Here is a 20,232-nt window from a genome sequence, read left to right as displayed (position 1 = left end):
CACTCGTCCCTCAGGACGAACGGATACGGCGGCGCGCACGAATGCCCGCCCGCCGCGCACTGCCTCCCATCCGGACTTTAACCGTCGGTCCAGGAATTTCACCTGGTCAACCGGCCGCTGGAAGCGGTCGGGTCGCGGACTGTAACCGCCGGTTCGGACTTTCACCGACCCCGGAGTGCGCTGCTTCTGGTACAGAGCCAGTCTGCCACGCCTGATCGACGTCCATACAGGCGATGGGTGTGGGGTGCCTCACAGACAGTGTCGATGGACATGTCGAGGCCGACCGCCGCCAGATTGCCGACGGGCGGATGGCGCAGATCCATTGACGTAATGGTCTAGTCCTTTTTAGGGTCGCCGTGCGTGGACACCCGTAGAGACGGGCCCGGCGGCGGTGACGACGGCCCTTGCCCGCCGCCGGGTCTCCTTCCCTGCCGAGCGCGTGTCCGGGCGGCCCGTCACCAGGCGGATGTCACATTCCGGGAGCTCTGTGCGGTCTGTGGTGTGACAGGGCGTTCCGTCCGGGAGCGCCCGACGTCCCGAGGGGATGGACAGATGACCACGATCCTGGTGACCGGTGGCACCGGAACGCTGGGGCGGCTCGTCACCGAGCGGCTGACGGCGGACGGGCACGAGGTGCGGGTGCTGAGCCGCCACAGTCCGCGTCATCCGGTCGATCTGCGCGAGGGCGGGCCGGGGTTGGACGCGGCCGTCGCGGGGGTGTCGGCGATCGTGCACTGCGCTACCACGCAGCGGGGCGGGGACGAACGCTCGGCGCGGAACCTGCTGGACGCGGCCCGCCGGGCCGGCGTGGGGCATCTCGTGTACATCTCGATCGTCGGGGTGGACCGGGTGCCGTTCCCCTACTACCGGACCAAGCTCGCCGTGGAGCGGATGATCGAGGAGTCGGGGGTCGGGTGGACGATCCTGCGGACGACCCAGTTCCACGATCTGCTCGTGACGCTGTTCCGGGGGCTGGCCCGGCCGCCGGTGCTGCCGGTGCCGGCGGGTGTCCGGGTCCAGCCCGTCGAGGTGGCCGAAGTGGCCGGACGGCTGGCCGAGTTGGCCACGGCGGAACCGGCGGGGCGGGTGCCGGACATGGGCGGCCCGCAGGTGCGTACGCTCGCCGATCTGGCGCGCGCCCAGCTGCGGGCCACCGGGCGGAAGCGGCCGGTGGTGAGCGTGCGGCTGTTCGGGAAGGCGTACCGGGCGTTTCGCGCGGGTGGGCATCTCGCGCCGGAACAGGCGGTGGGGAAGGGGACGTTCGAGGACTACCTGCGGGCCGGCGGGAGCTGATCGCGCCCGCGCGGCGGAGCCGCATGACCAGGCGGGGCCCCGCGCCCCTGGAGGGGCGCGAACAACTCGTCCTGAGCCCTCTCCCGCGCGGTGAGCAGGGCGCCCCGCAGGACCGCCCCTCCTCCCAGCGCGCTCACCCGCACCTCCGTGGGCAGCGGTGACATACGGCGGACCCGCCGCTCCACTCGCGCCGCGAGGTCCGCCCCGCCGGCCTGGCCGACCTCCCCGGCCAGCACCAGGCAGCCGGGGTCGAGGATGGCGACGACCGCGGCGACGCCCACGGCGAGGCGGTCGGCGAGCGCGTCGAGGAAGTCCGTCGCGGCACCCGCCACCGCACCCGTCGCCGCCCCCGCCATCACTCCCGTCGCCGCACCCGTCACCGCCGTCGTTACCGCCCCCGCTGCCGTCGCCGCCCCCGCCGCCGCGCTCGCCACCGCTTCCCGGACCACGCTCGCGGCCGGCGGCTCGTACCCCCGCGCCTCGACCGTCAGCCCGTGCCGTTCCGCCAGGGCCACGATCGCCGCCGACCCCGCCAGGGAGTGGAAGCCCCCCTCGCAGTCCACGGCCGACGGCAGGCCCGCCGTGCCCGGCACGGGCAGGAAACCGATCTCCCCCGTGCCGCCCGACGCGCCCCGGCGCAGGGTGCCCTCCAGGACGACGGCCGCACCCGTGCCGTGGCCGAGCCACAGGAGAACGAAGGTGTCCCGGTCCCGGGCCACCCCCTCGCGCTGTTCCGCCAGCGCCGCGAGGTTGGTCTCGTTCTCGACATGGACGCGGGTCCGCGGGAGCCGCTCCTGCAGTGCCAGCACCAGTCGCCGGTGCCAGGCGGGCAGGCCGCCGGAGTCGCGGAGTTCACCCGTGGCCGGGTCGATCAGGCCGGGGGCGCCGATGCCGACGGTGTGGAGTTCGGGCACCCCCGCCTCCTTGGCCGCCCGCTCGACCAGCGCGACGGCCTGCTCGACCGCGGGCCCGGTTCCCGTGTCCCCGCCGATGGGCACCGACGCCTCGGCCAGCACGCCTCCCAGCAGGTCGGAGACCACGACCGAGACGCCCTCGGTGCGGACGTCGAGGGCGGCGAGATGGGCCTGGTCGGCGACGATGCCGTACAGCTTCGCGTTCGGGCCGCGGCGCTGCTCCCCCGACTCCCCGACCACGTCGATCAGCCCGGCGGCGGCGAGGCGCTCGACGAGGTCGGCGACGGACGGCCGGGACAGGCCGGTGAGCTGCTTCAACTGCCCTGCCGTCAGCGGGCCTTCCTGCTGGAGCAGGCGCAGGGCGAGCCGGTCGTTGATGGCCCGGGCGGTGCTCGGGGATGCGGGCATGCCGGGAATCCTCTCAGATCCACCGTGCCGAATATGCGCTATCTATCAGGCAGGGTTCCTGATAGTTTACGGCGGCACCATGGGGACGACGAGGATCCGGGAGGGGCCTGACCATGAGCGATGGGGTGTACGCGCCGACGGAGGTACGGCGGGCCCGGTACGCCGTGGCCGCCGTGTTCGCCGTGCACGGGGCCGTGACCGGTTCGTTCGCGACCCGGGTGCCCTGGATCCAGGACCATGCCTCGGTGAGCGCCGGTCAGCTGGGGCTCGCGCTCGCGTTCCCCGCGCTCGGCGCGTCCGTGGCGATGCCGCTGGCCGGAAGTGTCAGCCACCGCTTCGGCGCCCGGAACGCCCTGCGCGGTCTGATCACCCTGTGGACGCTGGCCCTGGTGCTGCCCTCCCTCGCCCCGAACCTCCTCACGCTCTGCCTGGCCCTCTTCGTGTACGGCGCCACCGCCGGCATGGCGGACGTGGCGATGAACGCGCTCGGTGTCGAGGTGGAGAACCGGCTGGGCCGCTCGATCATGTCCGGACTGCACGGCATGTGGAGCGCGGGGGCCCTGATCGGCTCGGCGGCCGGCACCCTGGCCGCGCATCTGGGCTCGGACGCCCGGCTGCACCACGCGCTCGCGTCGGTCACCCTCACCCTGCTCGGCCTGTGGTTCTGCCGCTGGGTACTGGACCTGCAGCCCACCGAGGACGAGGAGCCGCCGCCCCGGTTCGCGCTGCCCCCGAAGTCGGCGCTGCTGATCGGCGCGGTGGGATTCTGCGCGGTGTTCGCGGAGGGCGCGAGCCTGGACTGGTCCGCGGTCTATCTGCGGGACCAGCTGGAGACCTCGGCCGGGCTCGCGGCCGCGTGCACCACCGGTTTCACGTTCACCATGGCGGTCGCGCGGCTCGTAGGCGACCGGATCGTGGACCGGTTCGGCTCGGTGCGTACGGTCCGGGCGAGCGGGGCCCTGGCCGTGCTCGGCGGACTGCTCATCGTCCTCGCGGACCGACCGGCCGTGGCGATGGGCGGGTTCGCGCTGATGGGGCTCGGTATCGCGGTGGTCGTGCCGCTGTGCTTCGCCGCGGCGGGCCGCAGCGGGTCCAACCCCAGTCTGGCGATCGCCGGAGTCGCGACGATCACCTACACCTCGGGGCTGATCGCCCCGAGCGCGATCGGCACGCTGGCACAGGCCACCAGCCTGATGGTGTCCTTCGTCCTGGTGACCGTCCTGGCCGGCGGTCTCGTCGCCTTCGCGGGCGTGCTGCGCGCCGGCGACCGTGACCGCCCGAAGCTCAGCCCCGCGACGGCAGCAGTTCCTGAGCGGCGGCCCTGAAGCCCTCGCTCCAGGGCGTGGGGCGCAGCGTCTCCGCGTCCAGCCGGACCAGTACCCGGGTGCCGCGCGCGTACGTCGTGCCGCCGTCCGCGGAACAGAACCGGAAACCGTAGGTCAGGCCGGTGCTGCCGAGCCGCTCCAGCCAGAGGTGGACGGCGTAGGGGCCGGTCCGGGTGACGGGGGCCTCGTAGCCGATCAGCAGTTCCTTGACGACGTTGCAGGCGTCCCCGGCGCTCGCCCAGTCGCCGTCGAAGCGGACGCCGTGGTCCTTCCAGAACTCGGTCCAGGCCCGCTCGACGAGCAGCGGGTAGCGGGCGTTGTGGAGCATGCCCAGGGCGTCCAGATCGTCGAAGTGGACGGTGACCGGGATCAGCCGTCCGTAGGACAGGTCGGGGGCGAGGGCGGCTTCGGCGGTCACGCGGAACTCCTGGGTGTATACGGCAACGACCCCTATCCTAAGCGGTCGCTCAACCCGTCCGGAGTGGCCGTACGTCTACGACGAGGCCAGGTCGTAGGCGTACGACGGGCTGAACGTGCCCGGTGTGCCCCGGCACCCGTCCGACTCCCCCGGCAGCTTCACCCACAGGTAGGCGTCGATCCTCGCCTCGCCGGTGTTCAGGCTCGGAGGCCGGCCGATCTTCCGGCCCGCCGGGTCGCACCACTCGCCGTCGGACGGGGCGCCGTTGCCGTTGCGGCTGGTGTCGATGACGGCGCCCAGACTCGACGGTCCGGCGAGGGCGTCCAGGACCCGGCGGTCGTAGGCGATCTCGGCGGAGGTGGTGTGGAAGTTGGAGACGTTGCTGAAGATCCCGTCGGAGGAGGCGCCCGAGGCGGCGCCCGCCCGCCGGAGCAGGGCCGCCTGTTCGGACGCCGGACGCCAGGCGGAGTGCCCGGCGTCGAAGTAGACGCGGGCCTCGGGGTTCGCGGCCTTCAGGACGCGGCCCGCTCTGGCCAGCGCGGCGAAGCGGTCGGCGCGCCCCGCGTCGGAGAGGCAGTCGGACTGGGCGATCGAGTCGGGCTCCAGGACGACGACGACCTCGCCGGAGCCGAGCCCCGCGGCGAACCGGTCGATCCAGGCGTCGTACGCGCCGAGATCCGGGGCCCCGCCCTGAGAGGCGCCGCCGCAGTCGCGGTCCGGGATCGCGTACGGCACCAGCACCGGGACCCGGCCCTGCGCGGCACCGCCCGAGGTGACCGCGCGGACCCGGGAGGTGATGGTCCCCGGGGTGTAGTCGGCGAACCAGACCGCGGCCGGCCGGTCGGCGATGCGGGACTCTATGACCTCGGCACGCCAGTCGCGCGGATGGTCCCGCACCCAGTCGAGCACCTGGGAGGCGGGGTGACGGTAGAGGCGGGTGGTGGTGGGCCCGGCCTTCGCGGGACCGTGGCCCGCCTTCTTGGGGGACGGGGACGCGCTCGCCTTCGCGGAAGCCGAGGCCGGGGCAGATGCGGAGGGAGAGGCCGGATCGGACACCGACGCCACGGGGGACGGCGAACTCCGGCTCGGGGAGCCGCTGACGAGACCGGGCCTCGCCTCGTCGGAGCCCTGCCGGTCGTCGAGCGAGGAGAGCATTCCGGTCGCGGTGCCGACGGCGACCACCACGGAGGCCGCCGCGACCATCACGCCGCGGCCCGTGGCCCGCCTGCGCGCGGCGCGGCGCGCGGCCAGCCGCTGGGCACGTGAGCCTGACACGCTGCCGCTCCCCCCTCGCGCGACGGGCGCGTTCCCCCGTTCTGGGGAAGCGTCCGGCCCGCCGGTACCCCGGCCACCTTAGGACTGGGACCCTGCCGCTATGGCGCAATTGGAACAGTTCACCACTCCCCTCGACACGGTCGTCTCCCGTATGCGCGCCCTGGAGGAGGACCTGCCCGAGCGGGACGGCGTCGCGGTCTTCAACCGCGTCTACCTCGCCGTCACCGAGGCGGTCGACCGGTGCGTCGACGGGGGCCGGTTCGCGGACGCGCGGGCCGCGATCACGCTGGACGTGCGGTTCGCCGAGCGCTATCTCGCGGCGGTGGACGCGGCGGCCCGCGAGGGCCGTCCGCCGGCCTGCTGGCGGCCCCTGTTCCAGTTCCGTCGTCATCCCGGCGTACGACCACTTCAGTTCGCGCTCGCGGGCATCAACGCGCACATCGGCCACGACCTGGCGCTCGCCGTGGTGGACACCTGTCGTACGCTCGGCTGCGAACCCGCGGACGTGGAGGACGAGTTCGACCGCGTGGGCGATCTCCTCGTCTCGCTGGAGGAGCGCATCCGCGAAGATCTGATGCCGGGCCCCGACCTTCTCCAGGTCGCCGACCCGCTCACCCATCTGCTGGGCTCCTGGAGCCTGGAGCGCGCCCGCGACGCCACCTGGACCGCGGCCCGGGCGCTGTGGGCCCTGCGCGGACTGCCCGACATGGCCGGGGAGTTCACCGAGCGCCTGGACACAGCGGTGGGATTCGCGGGACGCATGCTGCTCACTCCGCTGCCGGCCTGAACCGACTCCGGCGCACCGGGTTCACGTCGGCCCGCCGACCTCTGCACCGGCGTCCTGGTGGCCCCTCCGCACGGCCTGTTCCAACCCACAGGGCCCCGCGCCGGGTTGTCCGCGACGAGCGACGCCTCTCGGCGCCGGTGGGCCGACCGACGAGTACGCGACCGCGGACGCGGGCCACTTCCCCGCACGCGCGCGGGTACTGGACGAGATCACCGACTCCTGGCGGGTCGAGGGCGGCCCGGACCCCCCGCCCGCCCTGGTCCGGCAACTCGCCGACAAGTGACCCACGTTGCGGGGTCTCGAAGCCGAGCACGGTCCTACCCGGCCGGTCCCGTCGTCGGTCCGGGTGTCGTACGGGGTGGGCGCGGGCCGTCGGGGGCTAGTCCTCGGGGAGTTCGACCGGTGCGATCTCCTCGTACACGTCCCCCGGGCCGGGGTTGGTCGCGTCGGTCTCGCCGCCGAAGTGGTGCATGACGCCCCAGACCGCGTTCAGCGCGGTCTGGATCGCGCCCTCGGCCCAGCCGGCCGTCCAGGAGATGTCGTCGCCGGCGAGGAAGATGCCCCGCTTGTCCTCGGGCAGCCGGTCCTGCATGAAGTGGGTGAACAGCCGCCGCTGGTAGCGGTAGTGGCCGGGCAGGTTGGCCTTGAACGCGCCCATGAAGTAGGGCTCGTTCTCCCAGGAGACGGTCACCGGGCTGCCGATGACGTGCTTGCGGATGTCGACCTTGGGATAGATCTCGCCGAGCGACTTCAGCATGACCTCCATCCGCTCGTTCGCGGACAGCGGCAGCCACTTCAGGCTGTCGTCGCACCAGGTGTAGGAGAGGCAGATGACGGCGGGCTTGTCCGGGCCGTCGTCCAGGAGGTACGTCCCGCGCGTCATGCGGTCGGTGAGCGTCATCGACATGACGTCCCGGCCCGTCTCCTCGTCCTTGTCCAGCCAGAACGGCCGGTCCACGGGGACGAAGAGCTTCGAGCTCTCCATGTAGTGGGTGCGCTCGATCGCCGTCCAGTGGTCGATCGGGAAGAGCGAGTCGTCGCAGGCGATCTTGGACAGCAGCATCCAGGACTGCGCGGTGAAGATCGCCGCCGCGTAGGTGCGGATGTCGCCGTCGGCGTCGGTCACCGTGATCCGGTTGCCGGCCGTGCGGTGCAGCCGGGTGACCGCGGGGCGGGGCCGGCCGCCCCGGTGCAGCTTCGCGAGCGAGGTGCCGTAGGCCCAGTGCACGATCTTCTCCGGCTCGCGCTCCCACAGCCTGAGCGGCAGCTGCTGCGAACCGCCGACGATCCCGCGATGGTGGTCGTCGGCCTCGGTGTAGACGACGCGCAGGATCTCCAGGATGGAGTTCGGGAAGTCGGTGTCCCAGCCGCCGGTGCCGAAGCCGACCTGGCCGAAGATCTCGCGGTGCCGGAAGGACTTGAAGGCCTCGGAGTCGCAGAGGAAGCCGTAGAAGGTCTGGTTGTCGAGCTTCTCGACGAGCTCGGCCCAGATCTCACGGATGCGCGGCACGTCCCGCTCGCGCATCGCGCGGTTCATGTCGGAGAAGTCGGCGCCCTCTTCGAGGCACTTGTTCCAGGCGGCCGCGACATCCCGGTAGACCTGCGGGAGATCGGCGACGGTCTCGGCGTAGTGGGACTCGCCCTTGAGGTCGACGACCGTCGAAGGGGTCGCCTCCGCAAGGGGGTTGGGGAAGGGGCGGGTCTCCAGTCCGACGAGGTCGATGTAGTGCTGGAGGGCGGTGGAGGAGGGCGGGAAGCGCATCGCGCCCATCTCCGCGGTCAGGGTGGGATCGCAGCCCTCGAAGCCCACGGTCCTGAGCCGTCCGCCGATCTGGTCGGCCTCGTAGACGACCGGCTTGAGGCCCATCTTCATCAGCTCGTACGCGGCCACGATGCCGGATAGGCCGCCGCCGATCACCGCGACCTCGGTGCCGTGCTCGGTCGCCGGTATCTGGCCGAGGCCCGCCGGATGGGCGAGGAAGTCGTCGTAGGCGTAGGGGAAGTCCGGTCCGAACATGGTGATCGGCGGCTGCTGCTCGTCTGCGTGCTCGACGGCGTTGGGCACGGTGGACGTCATGGGGTACGGACTCCTTGGAACAAAGGGGTGGTTCAGACGAGGGACCCGTAGAGGCCGGGCCTGCGGTCCTTCAGATACGGGTTCGCCGCACGGGAGGCGGCGAGGAGGGCGGGGTCGGCGTCGGCGAACACCAGTTCCTCGGCGCGTCCGGCGCGCGCCCGGGCCACCCCGTCGGGGCCGGCCAGCACGGACAGTCCGACGAACTCGAACTCCCCTTCCTGGCCCACCCGGTTGACGTAGGCGACATACATCTGGTTCTCCCAGGCCCGCACCGGCACCAGGGACTCGGCGACGAACTGGAACGGGTGCATCTGGGCGGTCGGCACGACCAGGAGGTCGGTGCCGGCGAGGGCGTGGGCGCGGACGTTCTCCGGGAACTCGACGTCGTAGCAGATCATGAGGCCGACGGTGAGTCCGCCCAGCTCGGCCTGGACGACGGGCTGTTCGCCCGGCTCGAACTGCTCGCGCTCGAAGCAGCCGAAGAGATGGGTCTTGCGGTAGTTGGCGAGCCGGACGCCGTCGGCGGAGATCAGCTGGGCGGAGTTGAAGACGGACCCGCCGGCCAGCTCGGGGTAGCCGTAGGCGATCGCGATCCCGTGCCGCCCGGCGATCTCCGCGACCGCGTCCGCCGAGTCGCCGTCGGCCGCCTCCGCGAGACGGCCGATGTCGTCACCGATCGCGTACCCGGTGAGGAACATCTCCGGTGCGGCCAGCAGCGCGGCGCCCGCGGCGGCGGCCCGGCCCGCGGCCTCGTCGAGGACCTTGAGGTTCCCCTCGACGGAGCCGGGGCGGCCGGAGCTCTGGAGCAGGGCGGTGCGCATGCGGGATCCTCACCGGGCGGAAGGTGGATGTGGGGGCCACTGAAGGGCCATGTAGACGGTACGGGCGGCTCACCGGGGCGGACAAGGAGAAGCCGTTGCGCGCCGGTGAGCGGTTCATTGCGTACGAGGCCGCTCCCGCGGCGATTCGTTGCGTGCCCGCCCGCTTCCCCGGGCCAGCACCAGTGCCGTGACCAGATACGGCGCGGAGAGGATCACGAAGACCGTGCTGTGCGCCATGGCCGCGCCGAGCAGGGCGTAGAGGCCGAACACGGCGACCGTGGCCAGTTCCGTGCCGAGGCTCGCGACCGAGGTCAGGGTGGCCCGGCGGGCGTCCTCGATGCGGTGCTGGAGGCGGACGTCGACGAGCACCTCGGCCAGCTGGAAGCCGGCGAAGGCGAGGCCCACGAGGGCGATCCCGGCCGGGGTGCGGACTCCGGCGCCCACGGCCAGGGCGAGCGCGGACCCCGCGATCAGGGCGGCGAGGCCGCGGGTGCCGAGGCGCTCGGCGGGGCCGGCGAACAGGCTGCCGACGGTCACGGTCGCCCAGACCAGCAGGACCAGGTAGGGCACGGTGGTGTCGGCGACACCGAGGTCGCGGATCAGCAGTGAGACGTACTCGTCGAGGGCGCCCCACACCGCGACGACGGCCGGGATGAGCAGCAGAGCGCCCTGGACGGCCCGGTCGCCGCGGGCCTCGGCGAGTCCGGCCCGCAGCGTCGCCGACCAGCGGGTGCTCCCCTTCTCGGCGGGCACCCGGTGTTCGGGGAGCCTGGTCGCCGTCGCCGCGGCCAGCAGACAGGCCAGGACGCTAGCGGCGCCGACGGCCGGATAGCCGCCTAGGGCGAGGACCGGCCCGGCGAGGCCCATCGCCGCCACGGTGGCCAGCAGCCGTGCCGCGCGGGTCCGCCCCATCACGCGCGCGTACCGCTCGGCGGCCCCGAGCCGTTCCAGCTCGTCGTAGACCAGGGCCTCCAGCGAACCGGAGCCGAGCGCGCCGCCGGCTCCCCACAGGACGAAGCCCAGCGCGAAGGAGCCGTACGACGGCACGGTCACCCACAGCGCGAAGCCGGCGGCCGTGAGCAGCGGGCCGAGCCACAGCAGGCGGCGCCGCGAGACGGTGTCGGCCCAGGCGCCGGAGGGCACCTCCAGGACGACGGCCGTGAGGGACCACAGGGCGAACAGCGAGGAGATCTGCCAGAGCGGCAGACCGGTGTCGGCGAACAGCAGCGCGTACACCGGGTAGAGCAGGACGAGGTCGTCGAGGAACGCGTAGCCGTACAGCGTGGTCGTCAGCCGGCGGACGCCGGTCGCGGGCACACGTGCGGGTGAGAGTGTCATGAGGCCTTCCCGGAAGGGCGGTTCGGACGTCGTGGGTACGGCGTCCGAGGCGGCCCTCGGGAGGCACGGCTGGTGGATCAATGTCGCCAGGTCATGACACCGATGCTAGACAGTCGCGGGCCCGCTGCCCAGCGAGAATGTGGTGATCACCGCGGCGTGGTCGGACGGCCAGTCGTTGTCCTCGACGTCAGGCCAGGTCCGCGGGGTGCCGCTGACCTGGGTCCGCGAGTCGAGGACCCGCAGGCCGCGGTGGAGGACGAAGTCGATCCGGTCCTGCGGCTCCGGGTGGGCGTGCACCGGCGACCAGGTGTGTCCGGGATCGCGCACGGGGTCCGGCCGGGCCTCCCGGTAGGAGTCCCGGAAGCCGGCCTCCTCCGCCGCCTTCGTCACCGGCCACTCGACGTCCGGCCGGTCCAGATGGGAGGGGCTGTTGAAGTCGCCGACGAGCACGACGGGCGCGGCCTCCCCGATCCGGCGCAGGGTGTCCCGCAGCTGCCCGAGCCGCACCTCCTCGTGGGCGAGCGGCTCGGCCGCGTAGGGCCCGTACCGCTCGGCGTCGAGGTGGGCCGTCCAGACGTCGACCTCCCGCTCCCCCACGGCGATCCGCGCGCCGGCCGCCCCGTAGAAACCGACGTCCGGGTCGCCCAGAGCGGCCGTGATCGGGAAGCGGCTGATGATGCCGAGGTTCGTCCCGGCCCGGTGGTGGTGCCAGCCGAGTGCCAGGGCGAGCTCCTCGGCGGCGGTGCCGTACGTCTCCTGGAGCCCGACCACGTCCACGTCGGTCTCGGTGAGGACCTTGAGCTGCTTGGCCCGGTGGTCGTGGACCTTGGTGCCGCCGTACCAGAGGTTCCAGGTCATCACGCGGAGCCGGTACGGCAGCAGGGCGCGCAGCCCGGCCACGGTGACGTCGTCGAGGCCGGTCAGGACCGTGCGTCCCGGGGCCGCGGCGACGGGGGCCAGTGAGGGCACGGCGAGCACGGCACAGCCGGCCGCCTCGGCGGAGCGCACGCCGGTCTCCGTGTCCTCGACGGCCACGCATCCCGAGGGGTCCACGCCGAGCGCGCGGCAGGCGGCGAGATAGGGGTCGGGCGCGGGCTTGGTGTGCTCGGTGTCGTCCGCGGTGACGGAGACGGCGAAGCGGCTCGCGCCGCCCAGGGCCTCCAGGACGGTGTCGGCGACGGAGCGGGGGGACGCGGTCACCAGGGCGGTGGGGATCCGCTTCCGTGCGAGGGCGTCCAGCAGGTCGAGCGCGCCGGGGCGGGGCACGACACCGGTGCGGACGCGGTCCGCGAACTCCCGGTGCAGGGTCTCGGCGAGGCCGGCGGCCGGGACGCCCGTGGCCGCGGCCAGCCAGGCGGCCGTGTGCTCGACCGGACGGCCGAGCACGTCCGGCCGGTCCGCCTCGGTCAGGGTGCGCCCGGCGACCTGCTCCACCGCCTCCCACCACAGCCGCTCGGTGTCGACGAGCGTGCCGTCCATGTCGAACAGGACGGCCTGGAGCGGGAGTCGAGTCACGGTTCTCTCTTTCGTGTGGGGGGAGTCGTACGAGGGGATCAGCGGGTGCGTTCCGCCACCAGCACCGGCCGCTCGGGCAGTGACACGCCCACCACGGCACCGGCGGTGAGCCCGGCGGCCTCGTGCGCGGGCAGGTCGGCCTTGACCTCGGTGCCGTCGGCCAGCCGGACGGTGACACGGACGGCCGCGCCCAGGAAGGACGTGGCGACCACGCGGGACTTCCCGTCGGTCTCGGCGCGCACGCGCACGGCCTCCGGCCGCACCAGCACGTCGACCTCGGTGGCGGACGGCACCGGGCCGTCGACCGGCAGCCGCTGTCCGAGCACGTCGACCGTGTCCTGGGCGATCCGGCCCGGGATCCGGCTCATCGTGCCCACGAACTCGGCGACGAAGGCGGTCGCGGGACGGCCGTACAACTCGCTGGGGGGCGCGCACTGTTCGAGCCGGCCGGCGTGCATCACGGCGACCCGGTCGGCCATGGACAGGGCCTCCTCCTGGTCGTGGGTGACGAACAGGGTGGTGATGCCGAGTTCCTGCTGGAGGCGGCGGATCTCCTCGCGGAGGCTGAGCCGCACCTTGGCGTCCAGCGCGGAGAGGGGTTCGTCGAGGAGGAGCACGCGGGGGCGCAGGGCGAGCGCGCGGGCCAGCGCGACCCGCTGCTGCTGGCCGCCGGAGAGCTGGTGCGGGAACCGGCCGCCCTTGTCGGCGAGCCCCACGAGGTCCAGCAACTCGGCGGCCCTGGCACGTCGTTCGACTGTACGGACCTTGCGCATCCGCAGTCCGAAGGCCACGTTGTCGAGCGCGTCGAGGTGCGGGAAGAGGCTGTAGGACTGGAAGACCATCCCGGCGTCCCGGCGGTGGGCCGGCACCCGGGTCACGTCCTCGCCGTCGACCAGCACCTCGCCGGAGTCGGGGTGTTCGAAGCCGGCGAGCATCCGGAGGGCGGTGGTCTTGCCGCAGCCGGACGGGCCGAGCAGGGCGAGCAGTTCGCCCGGCCGGGCGGTCAGGTCCAGTCCGTCGAGGGCGACGGTCGGACCGAACTCCCGCCTCAGTCCCCGGAATTCGACGGTGGCAGCTGTTTCAGGCATGGGTCATCCCCGGGAGGTAGGACGGGTACGGCCGCCGAAGCCGGCCAGGACGAGGAGCAGCACCCACGTCACGAGCAGGCTGAGCACGGACACGGCGACGGACAACTGGGCCTGCGAGCCGCTGACGTTGACGATCCACACGGCGAACGGCCGGAAGCCCAACAGCTGGGCCACGGTGAACTCGCCGAGCACCAGGGCCAGGGTGAGGAAGGAGGCGTTGAGGAGGGCGCCCCGCAGATTCGGCAGTACGGCCTGCATGAGGGCCTGCGGCCAGCCGGCACCGCAGCTGCGGGCGGCCTCGACGAGAGTGCGGACGTCGACCGCGCGCAGGCCGGCGTCCAGCGCCCGGTACACGAAGGGCAGCGCCATCACGACGTAGGCCAGGACCAGGACGAACGGGAAGTCGGGGTTCTGGATCGCCACGAAGGTCTCGAACAGCGGGGTGCGCGAGAGGTGGTCGGGCCCCCACTTGAGGACCGTGCCGATGCCGGCGACGAAGGCGATCGGCGGGACGACCAGGGGCAACGAGCACACCACCTCGACGACCGGCCGCAGGCGGGGCGCCCCGAGCCGCAGCGCGACCATGGCGGGCACCATCAGCAGCAGCACCACGGCGATGGTGGCGAGGGCCAGTTCCAGCGAGAGCAGCAGGCTGGAGACGAAGCCGTCGGTGGCGAAGATCCGGGTGTAGGCGTCGAAGGTGATGCCCTGGCCGGGCACGTCGACGGTGAAGACGACGGACGCGGCGAGCGGCACCAGGAAGTACAGCCCGGCGAGGCCGAGCACGCCCCACCGCCACAGGTTCAGGCGAGCCATCGGGCGCTCCTTCGCTGCAGGGGCAGGTACACGGCCATGACCAGGCCGGCGACCAGGACCATGTCGAGGCTGAGGGCGAGCGCCACGTTCTCCTGTCCGACGAGCACGTTGCCGGAGATGGCGTCGGCGATCTGCAGGGTGACCAGCGGGATCGAGCTGCCCACCATCGCGGCGGCGGTGGCGTACGCGGCGAAGGCGCTGCCGAAGAGCAGCACGAAACCGCCGAGCAGGGTGGGCAGCAGGACGGGCAGGGCGACGAAACGCCAGTACTGCACGGTCGTCGCCCCGTTGTTCTGCGCGGCCTCGCGCCACTGGACGCGCAGCCCGTCCAGGGCGGGGGTGACGGTGAGCACCATGAGCGGGATCAGGAAGTACAGGTAGACGATGACCAGGCCCCAGAAGCTGTAGAGGTCCCAGCCCTGGTCGGTGAGGCCGAGGTGCCGGGTCAGCACACCGGCGTTGCCGAGCGTGGCGACGAAGGCGAAGGCCAAGGGGACACCGCCGAAGTTGGCGAGGACCCCGGACGCGGTGAGCACGGCCTCGCGCAGGGCGCGGAAGCGGGAGGACACCACGGCCTGGGCGAGCGGCAGTCCGACCAGGGTGCCGAGGGCGGCGGACACGGCCGACAGCTTCACGCTGCCGAGCAGTGCGGTGAGGTAGGCGCCCTTGAGGGAGGTCGTCAGGTTGCCGAGGGTGTACGAAGTCGCCCCGGTGGCCGGGTCCTTGGCGGTGAAGGCGCCGTCGAGCATGGCGAGGGCGGGCAGCCCGAAGGCTACCGCGACGAACGCGAGCAGTGGGACGACCGCGACCCAGCCGAGGGACCGGCGCCGCCGCCTCACCTGGGCGGCGGGCGCCGTGTCCACTCGTACGGCGGTGGCCGTCATCCGGAGACGGCCTTCGCCCAGCCCTGTCCGAGGACCGTCTTGGCCTTGTCCTGCTGGGCCTCGGTCGGGAACTTGGGCGTGCCGGTGACCTCGGGCAGCTTGGCGGCGGCGGTCTTGTCGAGGGTGCCGGCCTTGTCCATCGCGGTCATCAGGGCCGGGCGGGCGTACCCCTTGAGCCAGAGGTTCTGGCCCTCGGCGCTGTAGAGGTACTCCTGCCACAGGCGGGCGGCCGCCGGGTGCGGGGCGTCCTTGTTGACGGCCTGGGAGTAGTACTGCGAGAACTGGCCGTCGCTCGGGACGGTGACCTTCCAGTCGACGCCCTTGGACTTGAACTCGTCGGCGTACCCGGCGTTCAGGTAGTCCCAGTCGATGCTGATCGGCGTCTCGCCCTTCTCGACGGTGGCCGGGGTCGACTCGACGGGCGTGTAGTTGCCGTTCTTCTTCAGCTTGGCGAAGAAGTCGAGGCCGGGCTGGATGTCGTCGAAGGAGCCGCCGTTCGCGAGTGCGGCCGCGTAGACACCGCCGAAGGCCGAACCGGACTTGGTGGGGTTGCCGTTGAGGGCGACCTGGCCCTTGTACTGCGGCTTGAGCAGGTCGGCGAAGGTGGTGGGGCAGGTCTTGACCCGCTTGGCGTCGCAGCCGATGGAGATGTAGCCGCCGTAGTCGTTGTACCAGCGGGCCTGCGGGTCCTTCTGCCCGGTGGGGAGGTCGCCGTACGAGGCCACCTTGTAGGGCGCGAGAAGGCCCTGCTGGGCGGCGCTGATCGCGAAGGAGCTGCCGAGGTCGAGGACGTCGGGCGCCCGGTTCTGCCCCTTCCGCGAGGTCACGGCGTTGATCTCGTCCTGGCTGGAACCGTCGGGGTTCTCGACGGAGATCTTGATGCCGTACTTCTTCTGGAAGCCGTCGATGAGGGCCCCGTAGTTGGCCCAGTCGCGGGGCAGCGCGATGGCGTTGAGCGTGCCCTCCTTCTTGGCCGCGGCGACCAGCTTGTCCATGCCGCCGAAGTCGGCGGCGGAGGTGGCGGTGGCGGCGTTCTTGCCGTCGGCGGTGGTCGACGCGGTGTCGGGGGCTGCGCCACAGGCGCTCAGGGTGAGGGCGGCGAGGGTGGCGAGAGCACCGAGGGCGGCGGTTCTCGGCAGGGACACGGTCACGGCTTCTCCAGGGGACGCGCGAGGGTGCAGGAGCCATACGGGAGTCAAGAGGGAGAGAACTTGTCTGAACAAGTTGGCCTCAGTAAGGCTGCCGCTGGTGTCCTGTTCGTAAACACTGGCGAAACACCGACCCCTGAATTCCCGCACAATCAGGGCTCATTCGAGCCGCTCTGGTTGTCGACTACGCTGGTCACGCTGTGCACAGTGACCGACTCAGAGGGGAAGCATGGGGGCGCGACACGAGGAGATCGCCGACGAACTGCGCCGGGCGATCGACCGCGAGGAGTACACCGTCGGCAGCCTGCTGCCCGCAGAGACGGAGCTCGCGGCCCACTACGGCGTCTCACGCGGCACGGTCCGCCAGGCGGTCGCGACGCTGACGGCCGAGGGGCTCATCGGCTCCCGGCAGGGCGCCCGCCGCGTGGTCCTCGCCAGCCGCCGCAGTCAGAGCTTCGCCGAACTGCGCAGCTTCGCCGAGTGGGCCCGGGCGATGGGGCGTGAGGCGACGGGCCAGGTGGTCGCACAGGAGTACCGTCCGGCCACCAAGGAGGACTCGGTTCGCCTCCAACTCGCCGTCGGCACACCGGTGTTGCACGTCCTACGGGTGCGCGGGCTGGACGGCGAACCGGTACTGCTGGAGCGGACGGTGTACGCCGACTGGATCTCCCCGACCGTCGAGGCGATCGAGCCCGGGTGCCCCTCGGTCACTCAACGCCTGTACGACGACACGGGGTTGGTGTTCGCCTACGGGGAGCACGTCATCGACGCGGTGGCGGCGGGAGCGCAGGACGCGGAGCTGCTGGGCGTCCGCCGCACGAGCCCGCTGCTGCGGGTCCGCCGGGTGACCACGACCCGTGAGGGCCGGCCGGTGGAGTGGTCGGACGACCGCTACCGTTCGGACGCGGTGAGCTTCAGCGTGCACAACTCGATCGGGAACAACGCGCTGGCCAGAAAAACGGCCGACTGAAGGGGATCCTCATGGAGATCAGCAGCCTCCCGCACGTGGACGAGCACACCGAGATCGTGGCGGCGGACGCCCGCACCGTGTGGCAGGGCATCGGCGAGGTCCTGGACCGCTCCTTCTCCGGGGGACGCCTCGCCGGATACGCCCGTCTGGTGGGCTGCCCGGACCGCACGGCCGCCGGACCGCGCCCCCTGGCCGAGGGCTCGGCCTACCCCGGCTTCCGTGTGCAGTCCGCCGCCCCGGGCCGGGAGCTCGTCCTGGTGGGCCGCCACTACTTCTCGACGTACGCCCTGGTCTTCCGCCTCGACGGGGCCGGCCCCGGTCGGACCCGGCTGCGGGCCGAGACCCGGGCACGGTTCCCGGGGCCGGTCGGCACCCTCTACCGGCTGCTCGTGATCGGTACGCACGGGCACGCGCTCTCCGTACGACGGCTGCTCGCGGCGGTCCGCCGCCGCGCCGAGGAGGTCAGGTAGGCGAGCCCGAGGAGAAGCGGCGCAGCAGGGGCGAGAGGACCAGCACCGACTTGGTCCGCTCCACGAACGGCTCGCCCGCGATCCGCTCCAGGACGCGCTCGAAGTGCCGCATGTCGGAGGCGAAGACCTGCACGACCGCGTCCGCCTCGCCGGTGACGGTGGAGGCGGCCACGACCTCCTGGTAGCGCTCCAGGCCCCGCTGGATGGTCTCCGGGGAGGTGTTGCGCCGGCAGTAGATCTCGACGAACCCCTCGGTCTCCCAGCCGAGGGCGGCCGGGTCCACCCGTACGGTGAATCCGGTGATGGCTCCGGTGGCACGCAGCCGGTCCACACGCCGTTTCACGGCGGGCGCGGACAGGCCGACGATCTGCCCGATGTCCGCGTAGGAGCGGCGGGCGTCCTCGGCGAGGGCGTGCACGATGCGTTCGTCGAGATCGTTCAGCACGGTGGGTGGATCAGCTTTCGGGTGTTGCGAGTCGGGAACGGCGATGGCCGTACCCGAAGTAGAACACGAGCCCGACTGCCATCCAGACCCCGAAGACCACCCAGGTGACGGTGGACAGGCTGCCCATCATCCACACGCAGAAGCCGAAGCCCAGCGCCGGGAAGACCGGCGAGAGCGGGACCCGGAAGGTGCGGGGCATGTCGGGGCGGGTCCGGCGCAGCACCACGACGGCGATGTTGACCAGCGCGAAGGCGAAGAGCGTGCCGATGCTGGTGGCGTCGGCGAGCTGACCGAGCGGGATCGCCGCGGCCAGCACCCCGCAGAACAGGGAGACGATCACCGTGTTGGCGCGGGGCGCGCCGGTCTTCGGGTGGACCCGGGCGAACACCTTCGGCACCAGTCCGTCCCGGGACATCGCGAAGAGGATGCGGGTCTGGCCGTAGAGGACGGTCAGGACGACGCTCGCGATGGCGATGACCGCGCAGAACGCCAGCAGGGTGCCCCAGAAGCTCTGTCCGGTGACCTCGCGCATGATCTGGGCGAGCGCGGCCTCCGAGTCGTTGAAGTGCTGCCAGGGCTTGGCGCCGACCGCGACGGCGGCGACCAGGACGTACAGCGCGGTCACGATGACCAGCGACAGCATGATCGCCCGGGGCAGGTCGCGCTGGGCGTTCTTCGCCTCCTCACCGGCGGTGGAGGCGGCGTCGAAGCCGATGTACGAGAAGAAGAGCGTGGCACCGGCCGCGCTCACGCCCGCCATCCCGAGCGGCATGAAGTGCTCGTAGTTGCCCGAGCGGAAGCCCTGGATCCCGATCGCGCAGAACAGCACCAGCGCGGCCATCTTCACGACCACCATGACGGTGTTGGCGCGGGCCGACTCGCGGGCACCGCCCAGCAGGAAGGCCATGGCGAGCAGGACGACTATGAGCGCCGGCAGGTTGAAGACGCCGCCGTCGCCGGGCGGGGCGGACAGCGCGTCCGGGATGGTGACGCCGATGGTCCCGTCGAGCAGCTCGTTGAGGTACTCGCCCCAGCCGACGGCCACGGCGGCGACCGAGACGCCGTACTCCAGGACCAGGCACCAGCCGCAGATCCAGGCGATCAGTTCGCCCATGGTTGCGTACGCGTACGAGTACGAGGACCCGGCGACCGGGATGGTGCCCGCGAGCTCGGCGTAGGAGAGGGCCGAGAAGAGTGCGGTGAGGCCTGCGATCACGAAGGACAGGGTGACGGCCGGGCCTGCCTTGGGGACCGCCTCGCCGAGGACGACGAAGATGCCGGTGCCGAGGGTGGCACCGATGCTGATCATCGTCAGCTGCCACAGTCCGAGCGAGCGCCTGAGGGCCCCTCCCTCGCCCTGGCCGCCCTCGGCGACGAGGCGTTCCACCGGCTTGCGCCGCATGAGGCGCGCGCCGAGCCCCGTCGCCTGTGGGGTGCGCTGTTGCGGGGGTGCGCCTTGGTCGAGCACGCGCTGACTCCTTCGTCGTTGCAGGTGAGTACAGCGAAGCACCCTATGAGCCCGGAGGTCACAGCCGTAATGCAGCAACCTTGCACGCACTCGCAAGATCGTTGCGTTCCACGGGACCAGGCGAACCTTCGTTGCGCACTACCCCTTGCGGCCCCCATCAGGGGTCACCGCCACCGCCCGCGCCTCGGCAAGGTTCCTCTTCCCGAACCCCACCTGCGCGGCCTCGCCGCACACCACGGCCGGAGCGCCGACGCACGCCCCCATCAGCCCCCGTCAGCGCCCTTCTGCTCCCTCGCAACCACCCGCACCACGACCAACCACACCCATCTCACCGACCCGCATCCGCCCCGCCTCGCTGCAGACCGCAGCCGGAGCGTCCATGCGCGCCCCCGTCATCCCCCTCGGCCCTCGCCGGCGAAACTCCGGCGCCCCTCTTTTTGAAGCCGGCATGCCCGGCCTTAACGCAGGCCTCAGCCGGAGAGCTGATGCACACCCCCATCAACCCCGTCGGCTCTCGCCAGCACCCCTCCCGCGCCCCCGAGACGCCCCGCCCGCCCAAGCCCCATCTGCCGGCCTATCCGTGGCCGCGGCCCGCACATCCATCCACGCGCCCCGTCACCCCCCTTCGACCCTCGCCAGCGAACCTCCGGCGCCCTGCAACCGCCCGCACCTCGGCCACGCCCACCTTCCCGCCCCCGCCTGCCCGGCCCCGCCGCAAGCCGCGTCCGGAGCGCCGACGCACGCGACCCGTCGGTCAAGTCCCTTCGACGCT

General features: G+C 72.2%; 18 protein-coding genes and 1 riboswitch. Of the genes, 5 read left to right on the top strand and 13 right to left on the bottom strand.

The window, feature by feature from the left end:
- Positions 1-52: 52 nt before the first annotated feature.
- Positions 53-183, bottom strand: a riboswitch (FMN riboswitch).
- 369 nt (positions 184-552) lie between these two features.
- Complete coding sequence (locus tag AQI94_RS36420) at positions 553-1,293, top strand: SDR family oxidoreductase (protein ID WP_031061198.1); 741 nt, start codon at positions 553-555, stop codon at positions 1,291-1,293.
- Here the strand turns inward: AQI94_RS36420 and AQI94_RS36415 are convergent.
- On the bottom strand, positions 1,269-2,615 hold the full coding sequence (locus tag AQI94_RS36415; protein WP_062230141.1) for an ROK family transcriptional regulator: 1,347 nt from the start codon (positions 2,613-2,615) through the stop codon (positions 1,269-1,271). The two genes, AQI94_RS36420 and AQI94_RS36415, sit on opposite strands and share 25 nt — an antisense overlap.
- A gap of 113 nt (positions 2,616-2,728) precedes the next feature.
- On the opposite strand from AQI94_RS36415, the gene AQI94_RS36410 reads away from it, so the two are divergent.
- On the top strand, positions 2,729-3,940 hold the full coding sequence (locus tag AQI94_RS36410) for an MFS transporter (protein WP_031052796.1): 1,212 nt from the start codon (positions 2,729-2,731) through the stop codon (positions 3,938-3,940).
- On the opposite strand, the gene AQI94_RS36405 is transcribed toward AQI94_RS36410, so the two are convergent.
- Positions 3,900-4,358 (bottom strand): acyl-CoA thioesterase, encoded by a 459-nt coding sequence (locus AQI94_RS36405; protein ID WP_031052793.1) that lies wholly within the window; start codon positions 4,356-4,358, stop codon positions 3,900-3,902. The two genes, AQI94_RS36410 and AQI94_RS36405, sit on opposite strands and share 41 nt — an antisense overlap.
- A gap of 75 nt (positions 4,359-4,433) precedes the next feature.
- The gene (locus AQI94_RS36400; RefSeq protein ID WP_031052791.1) at positions 4,434-5,561 is read right to left on the bottom strand and encodes a glycoside hydrolase family 6 protein; all 1,128 of its coding nucleotides are present in this window, start codon (positions 5,559-5,561) and stop codon (positions 4,434-4,436) included.
- 172 nt (positions 5,562-5,733) lie between these two features.
- Between AQI94_RS36400 and AQI94_RS36395 the strand changes: the two genes are divergently transcribed.
- Positions 5,734-6,420, top strand: coding sequence for a DUF5995 family protein (locus AQI94_RS36395; protein WP_031052692.1), 687 nt, complete (start codon positions 5,734-5,736; stop codon positions 6,418-6,420).
- A 379-nt stretch (positions 6,421-6,799) separates the two neighbouring features.
- Here the strand turns inward: AQI94_RS36395 and AQI94_RS36390 are convergent, their stop codons facing one another.
- The 8 genes from AQI94_RS36390 to AQI94_RS36355 form a co-directional block, all read right to left on the bottom strand.
- On the bottom strand, positions 6,800-8,497 hold the full coding sequence (locus AQI94_RS36390; RefSeq protein WP_031052693.1) for a flavin monoamine oxidase family protein: 1,698 nt from the start codon (positions 8,495-8,497) through the stop codon (positions 6,800-6,802).
- Between the two features lie 32 nt (positions 8,498-8,529).
- The gene (locus AQI94_RS36385; RefSeq protein ID WP_031052695.1) at positions 8,530-9,318 is read right to left on the bottom strand and encodes a carbon-nitrogen hydrolase family protein; all 789 of its coding nucleotides are present in this window, start codon (positions 9,316-9,318) and stop codon (positions 8,530-8,532) included.
- Between the two features lie 114 nt (positions 9,319-9,432).
- Positions 9,433-10,656: an MFS transporter gene (locus AQI94_RS36380; protein WP_062230139.1), complete on the bottom strand. Its 1,224-nt coding sequence runs from the start codon at positions 10,654-10,656 to the stop codon at positions 9,433-9,435.
- A gap of 105 nt (positions 10,657-10,761) precedes the next feature.
- Positions 10,762-12,171 carry an HAD-IA family hydrolase gene (locus AQI94_RS36375; RefSeq protein ID WP_031049297.1) on the bottom strand — a complete coding sequence of 470 codons (1,410 nt, stop codon included), beginning with the start codon at positions 12,169-12,171 and terminating at the stop codon, positions 10,762-10,764.
- A 38-nt stretch (positions 12,172-12,209) separates the two neighbouring features.
- Positions 12,210-13,259 (bottom strand): ABC transporter ATP-binding protein, encoded by a 1,050-nt coding sequence (locus tag AQI94_RS36370; protein WP_031049299.1) that lies wholly within the window; start codon positions 13,257-13,259, stop codon positions 12,210-12,212.
- Between the two features lie 3 nt (positions 13,260-13,262).
- Positions 13,263-14,075, bottom strand: a complete 813-nt coding sequence (locus AQI94_RS36365; RefSeq protein ID WP_031049301.1) for an ABC transporter permease — start codon at positions 14,073-14,075, stop codon at positions 13,263-13,265.
- Complete coding sequence (locus tag AQI94_RS36360) at positions 14,063-14,959, bottom strand: ABC transporter permease (protein ID WP_031049303.1); 897 nt, start codon at positions 14,957-14,959, stop codon at positions 14,063-14,065. Before AQI94_RS36360 ends, AQI94_RS36365 begins: the two co-directional genes overlap by 13 nt.
- Positions 14,956-16,110, bottom strand: coding sequence for an ABC transporter substrate-binding protein (locus tag AQI94_RS36355; RefSeq protein WP_031049305.1), 1,155 nt, complete (start codon positions 16,108-16,110; stop codon positions 14,956-14,958). Before AQI94_RS36355 ends, AQI94_RS36360 begins: the two co-directional genes overlap by 4 nt.
- A 226-nt stretch (positions 16,111-16,336) precedes the next feature.
- Here AQI94_RS36355 and AQI94_RS36350 point away from each other — a divergent pair, with 226 nt between their 5' ends.
- Positions 16,337-17,077: a GntR family transcriptional regulator gene (locus AQI94_RS36350; protein ID WP_031049307.1), complete on the top strand. Its 741-nt coding sequence runs from the start codon at positions 16,337-16,339 to the stop codon at positions 17,075-17,077.
- 11 nt (positions 17,078-17,088) lie between these two features.
- Complete coding sequence (locus tag AQI94_RS36345; RefSeq protein ID WP_031049309.1) at positions 17,089-17,547, top strand: hypothetical protein; 459 nt, start codon at positions 17,089-17,091, stop codon at positions 17,545-17,547.
- Here the strand turns inward: AQI94_RS36345 and AQI94_RS36340 are convergent.
- Both AQI94_RS36340 and AQI94_RS36335 read right to left on the bottom strand, forming a co-directional pair.
- Complete coding sequence (locus AQI94_RS36340) at positions 17,540-17,992, bottom strand: Lrp/AsnC family transcriptional regulator (RefSeq protein ID WP_007380661.1); 453 nt, start codon at positions 17,990-17,992, stop codon at positions 17,540-17,542. The genes AQI94_RS36345 and AQI94_RS36340 overlap by 8 nt on opposite strands.
- Positions 17,993-18,002: 10 nt before the next feature.
- Positions 18,003-19,460, bottom strand: coding sequence for an amino acid permease (locus AQI94_RS36335; RefSeq protein WP_031049311.1), 1,458 nt, complete (start codon positions 19,458-19,460; stop codon positions 18,003-18,005).
- Positions 19,461-20,232: the final 772 nt, after the last annotated feature.

The sequence above is a fragment of the Streptomyces pseudovenezuelae genome (assembly GCF_001513955.1).
GTDB classification, from domain to species: Bacteria; Actinomycetota; Actinomycetes; order Streptomycetales; family Streptomycetaceae; genus Streptomyces; species Streptomyces pseudovenezuelae.
The sequence above is the reverse complement of the archived record's forward strand: the minus strand, read 5'-3'. Positions and strand labels throughout refer to the sequence as shown.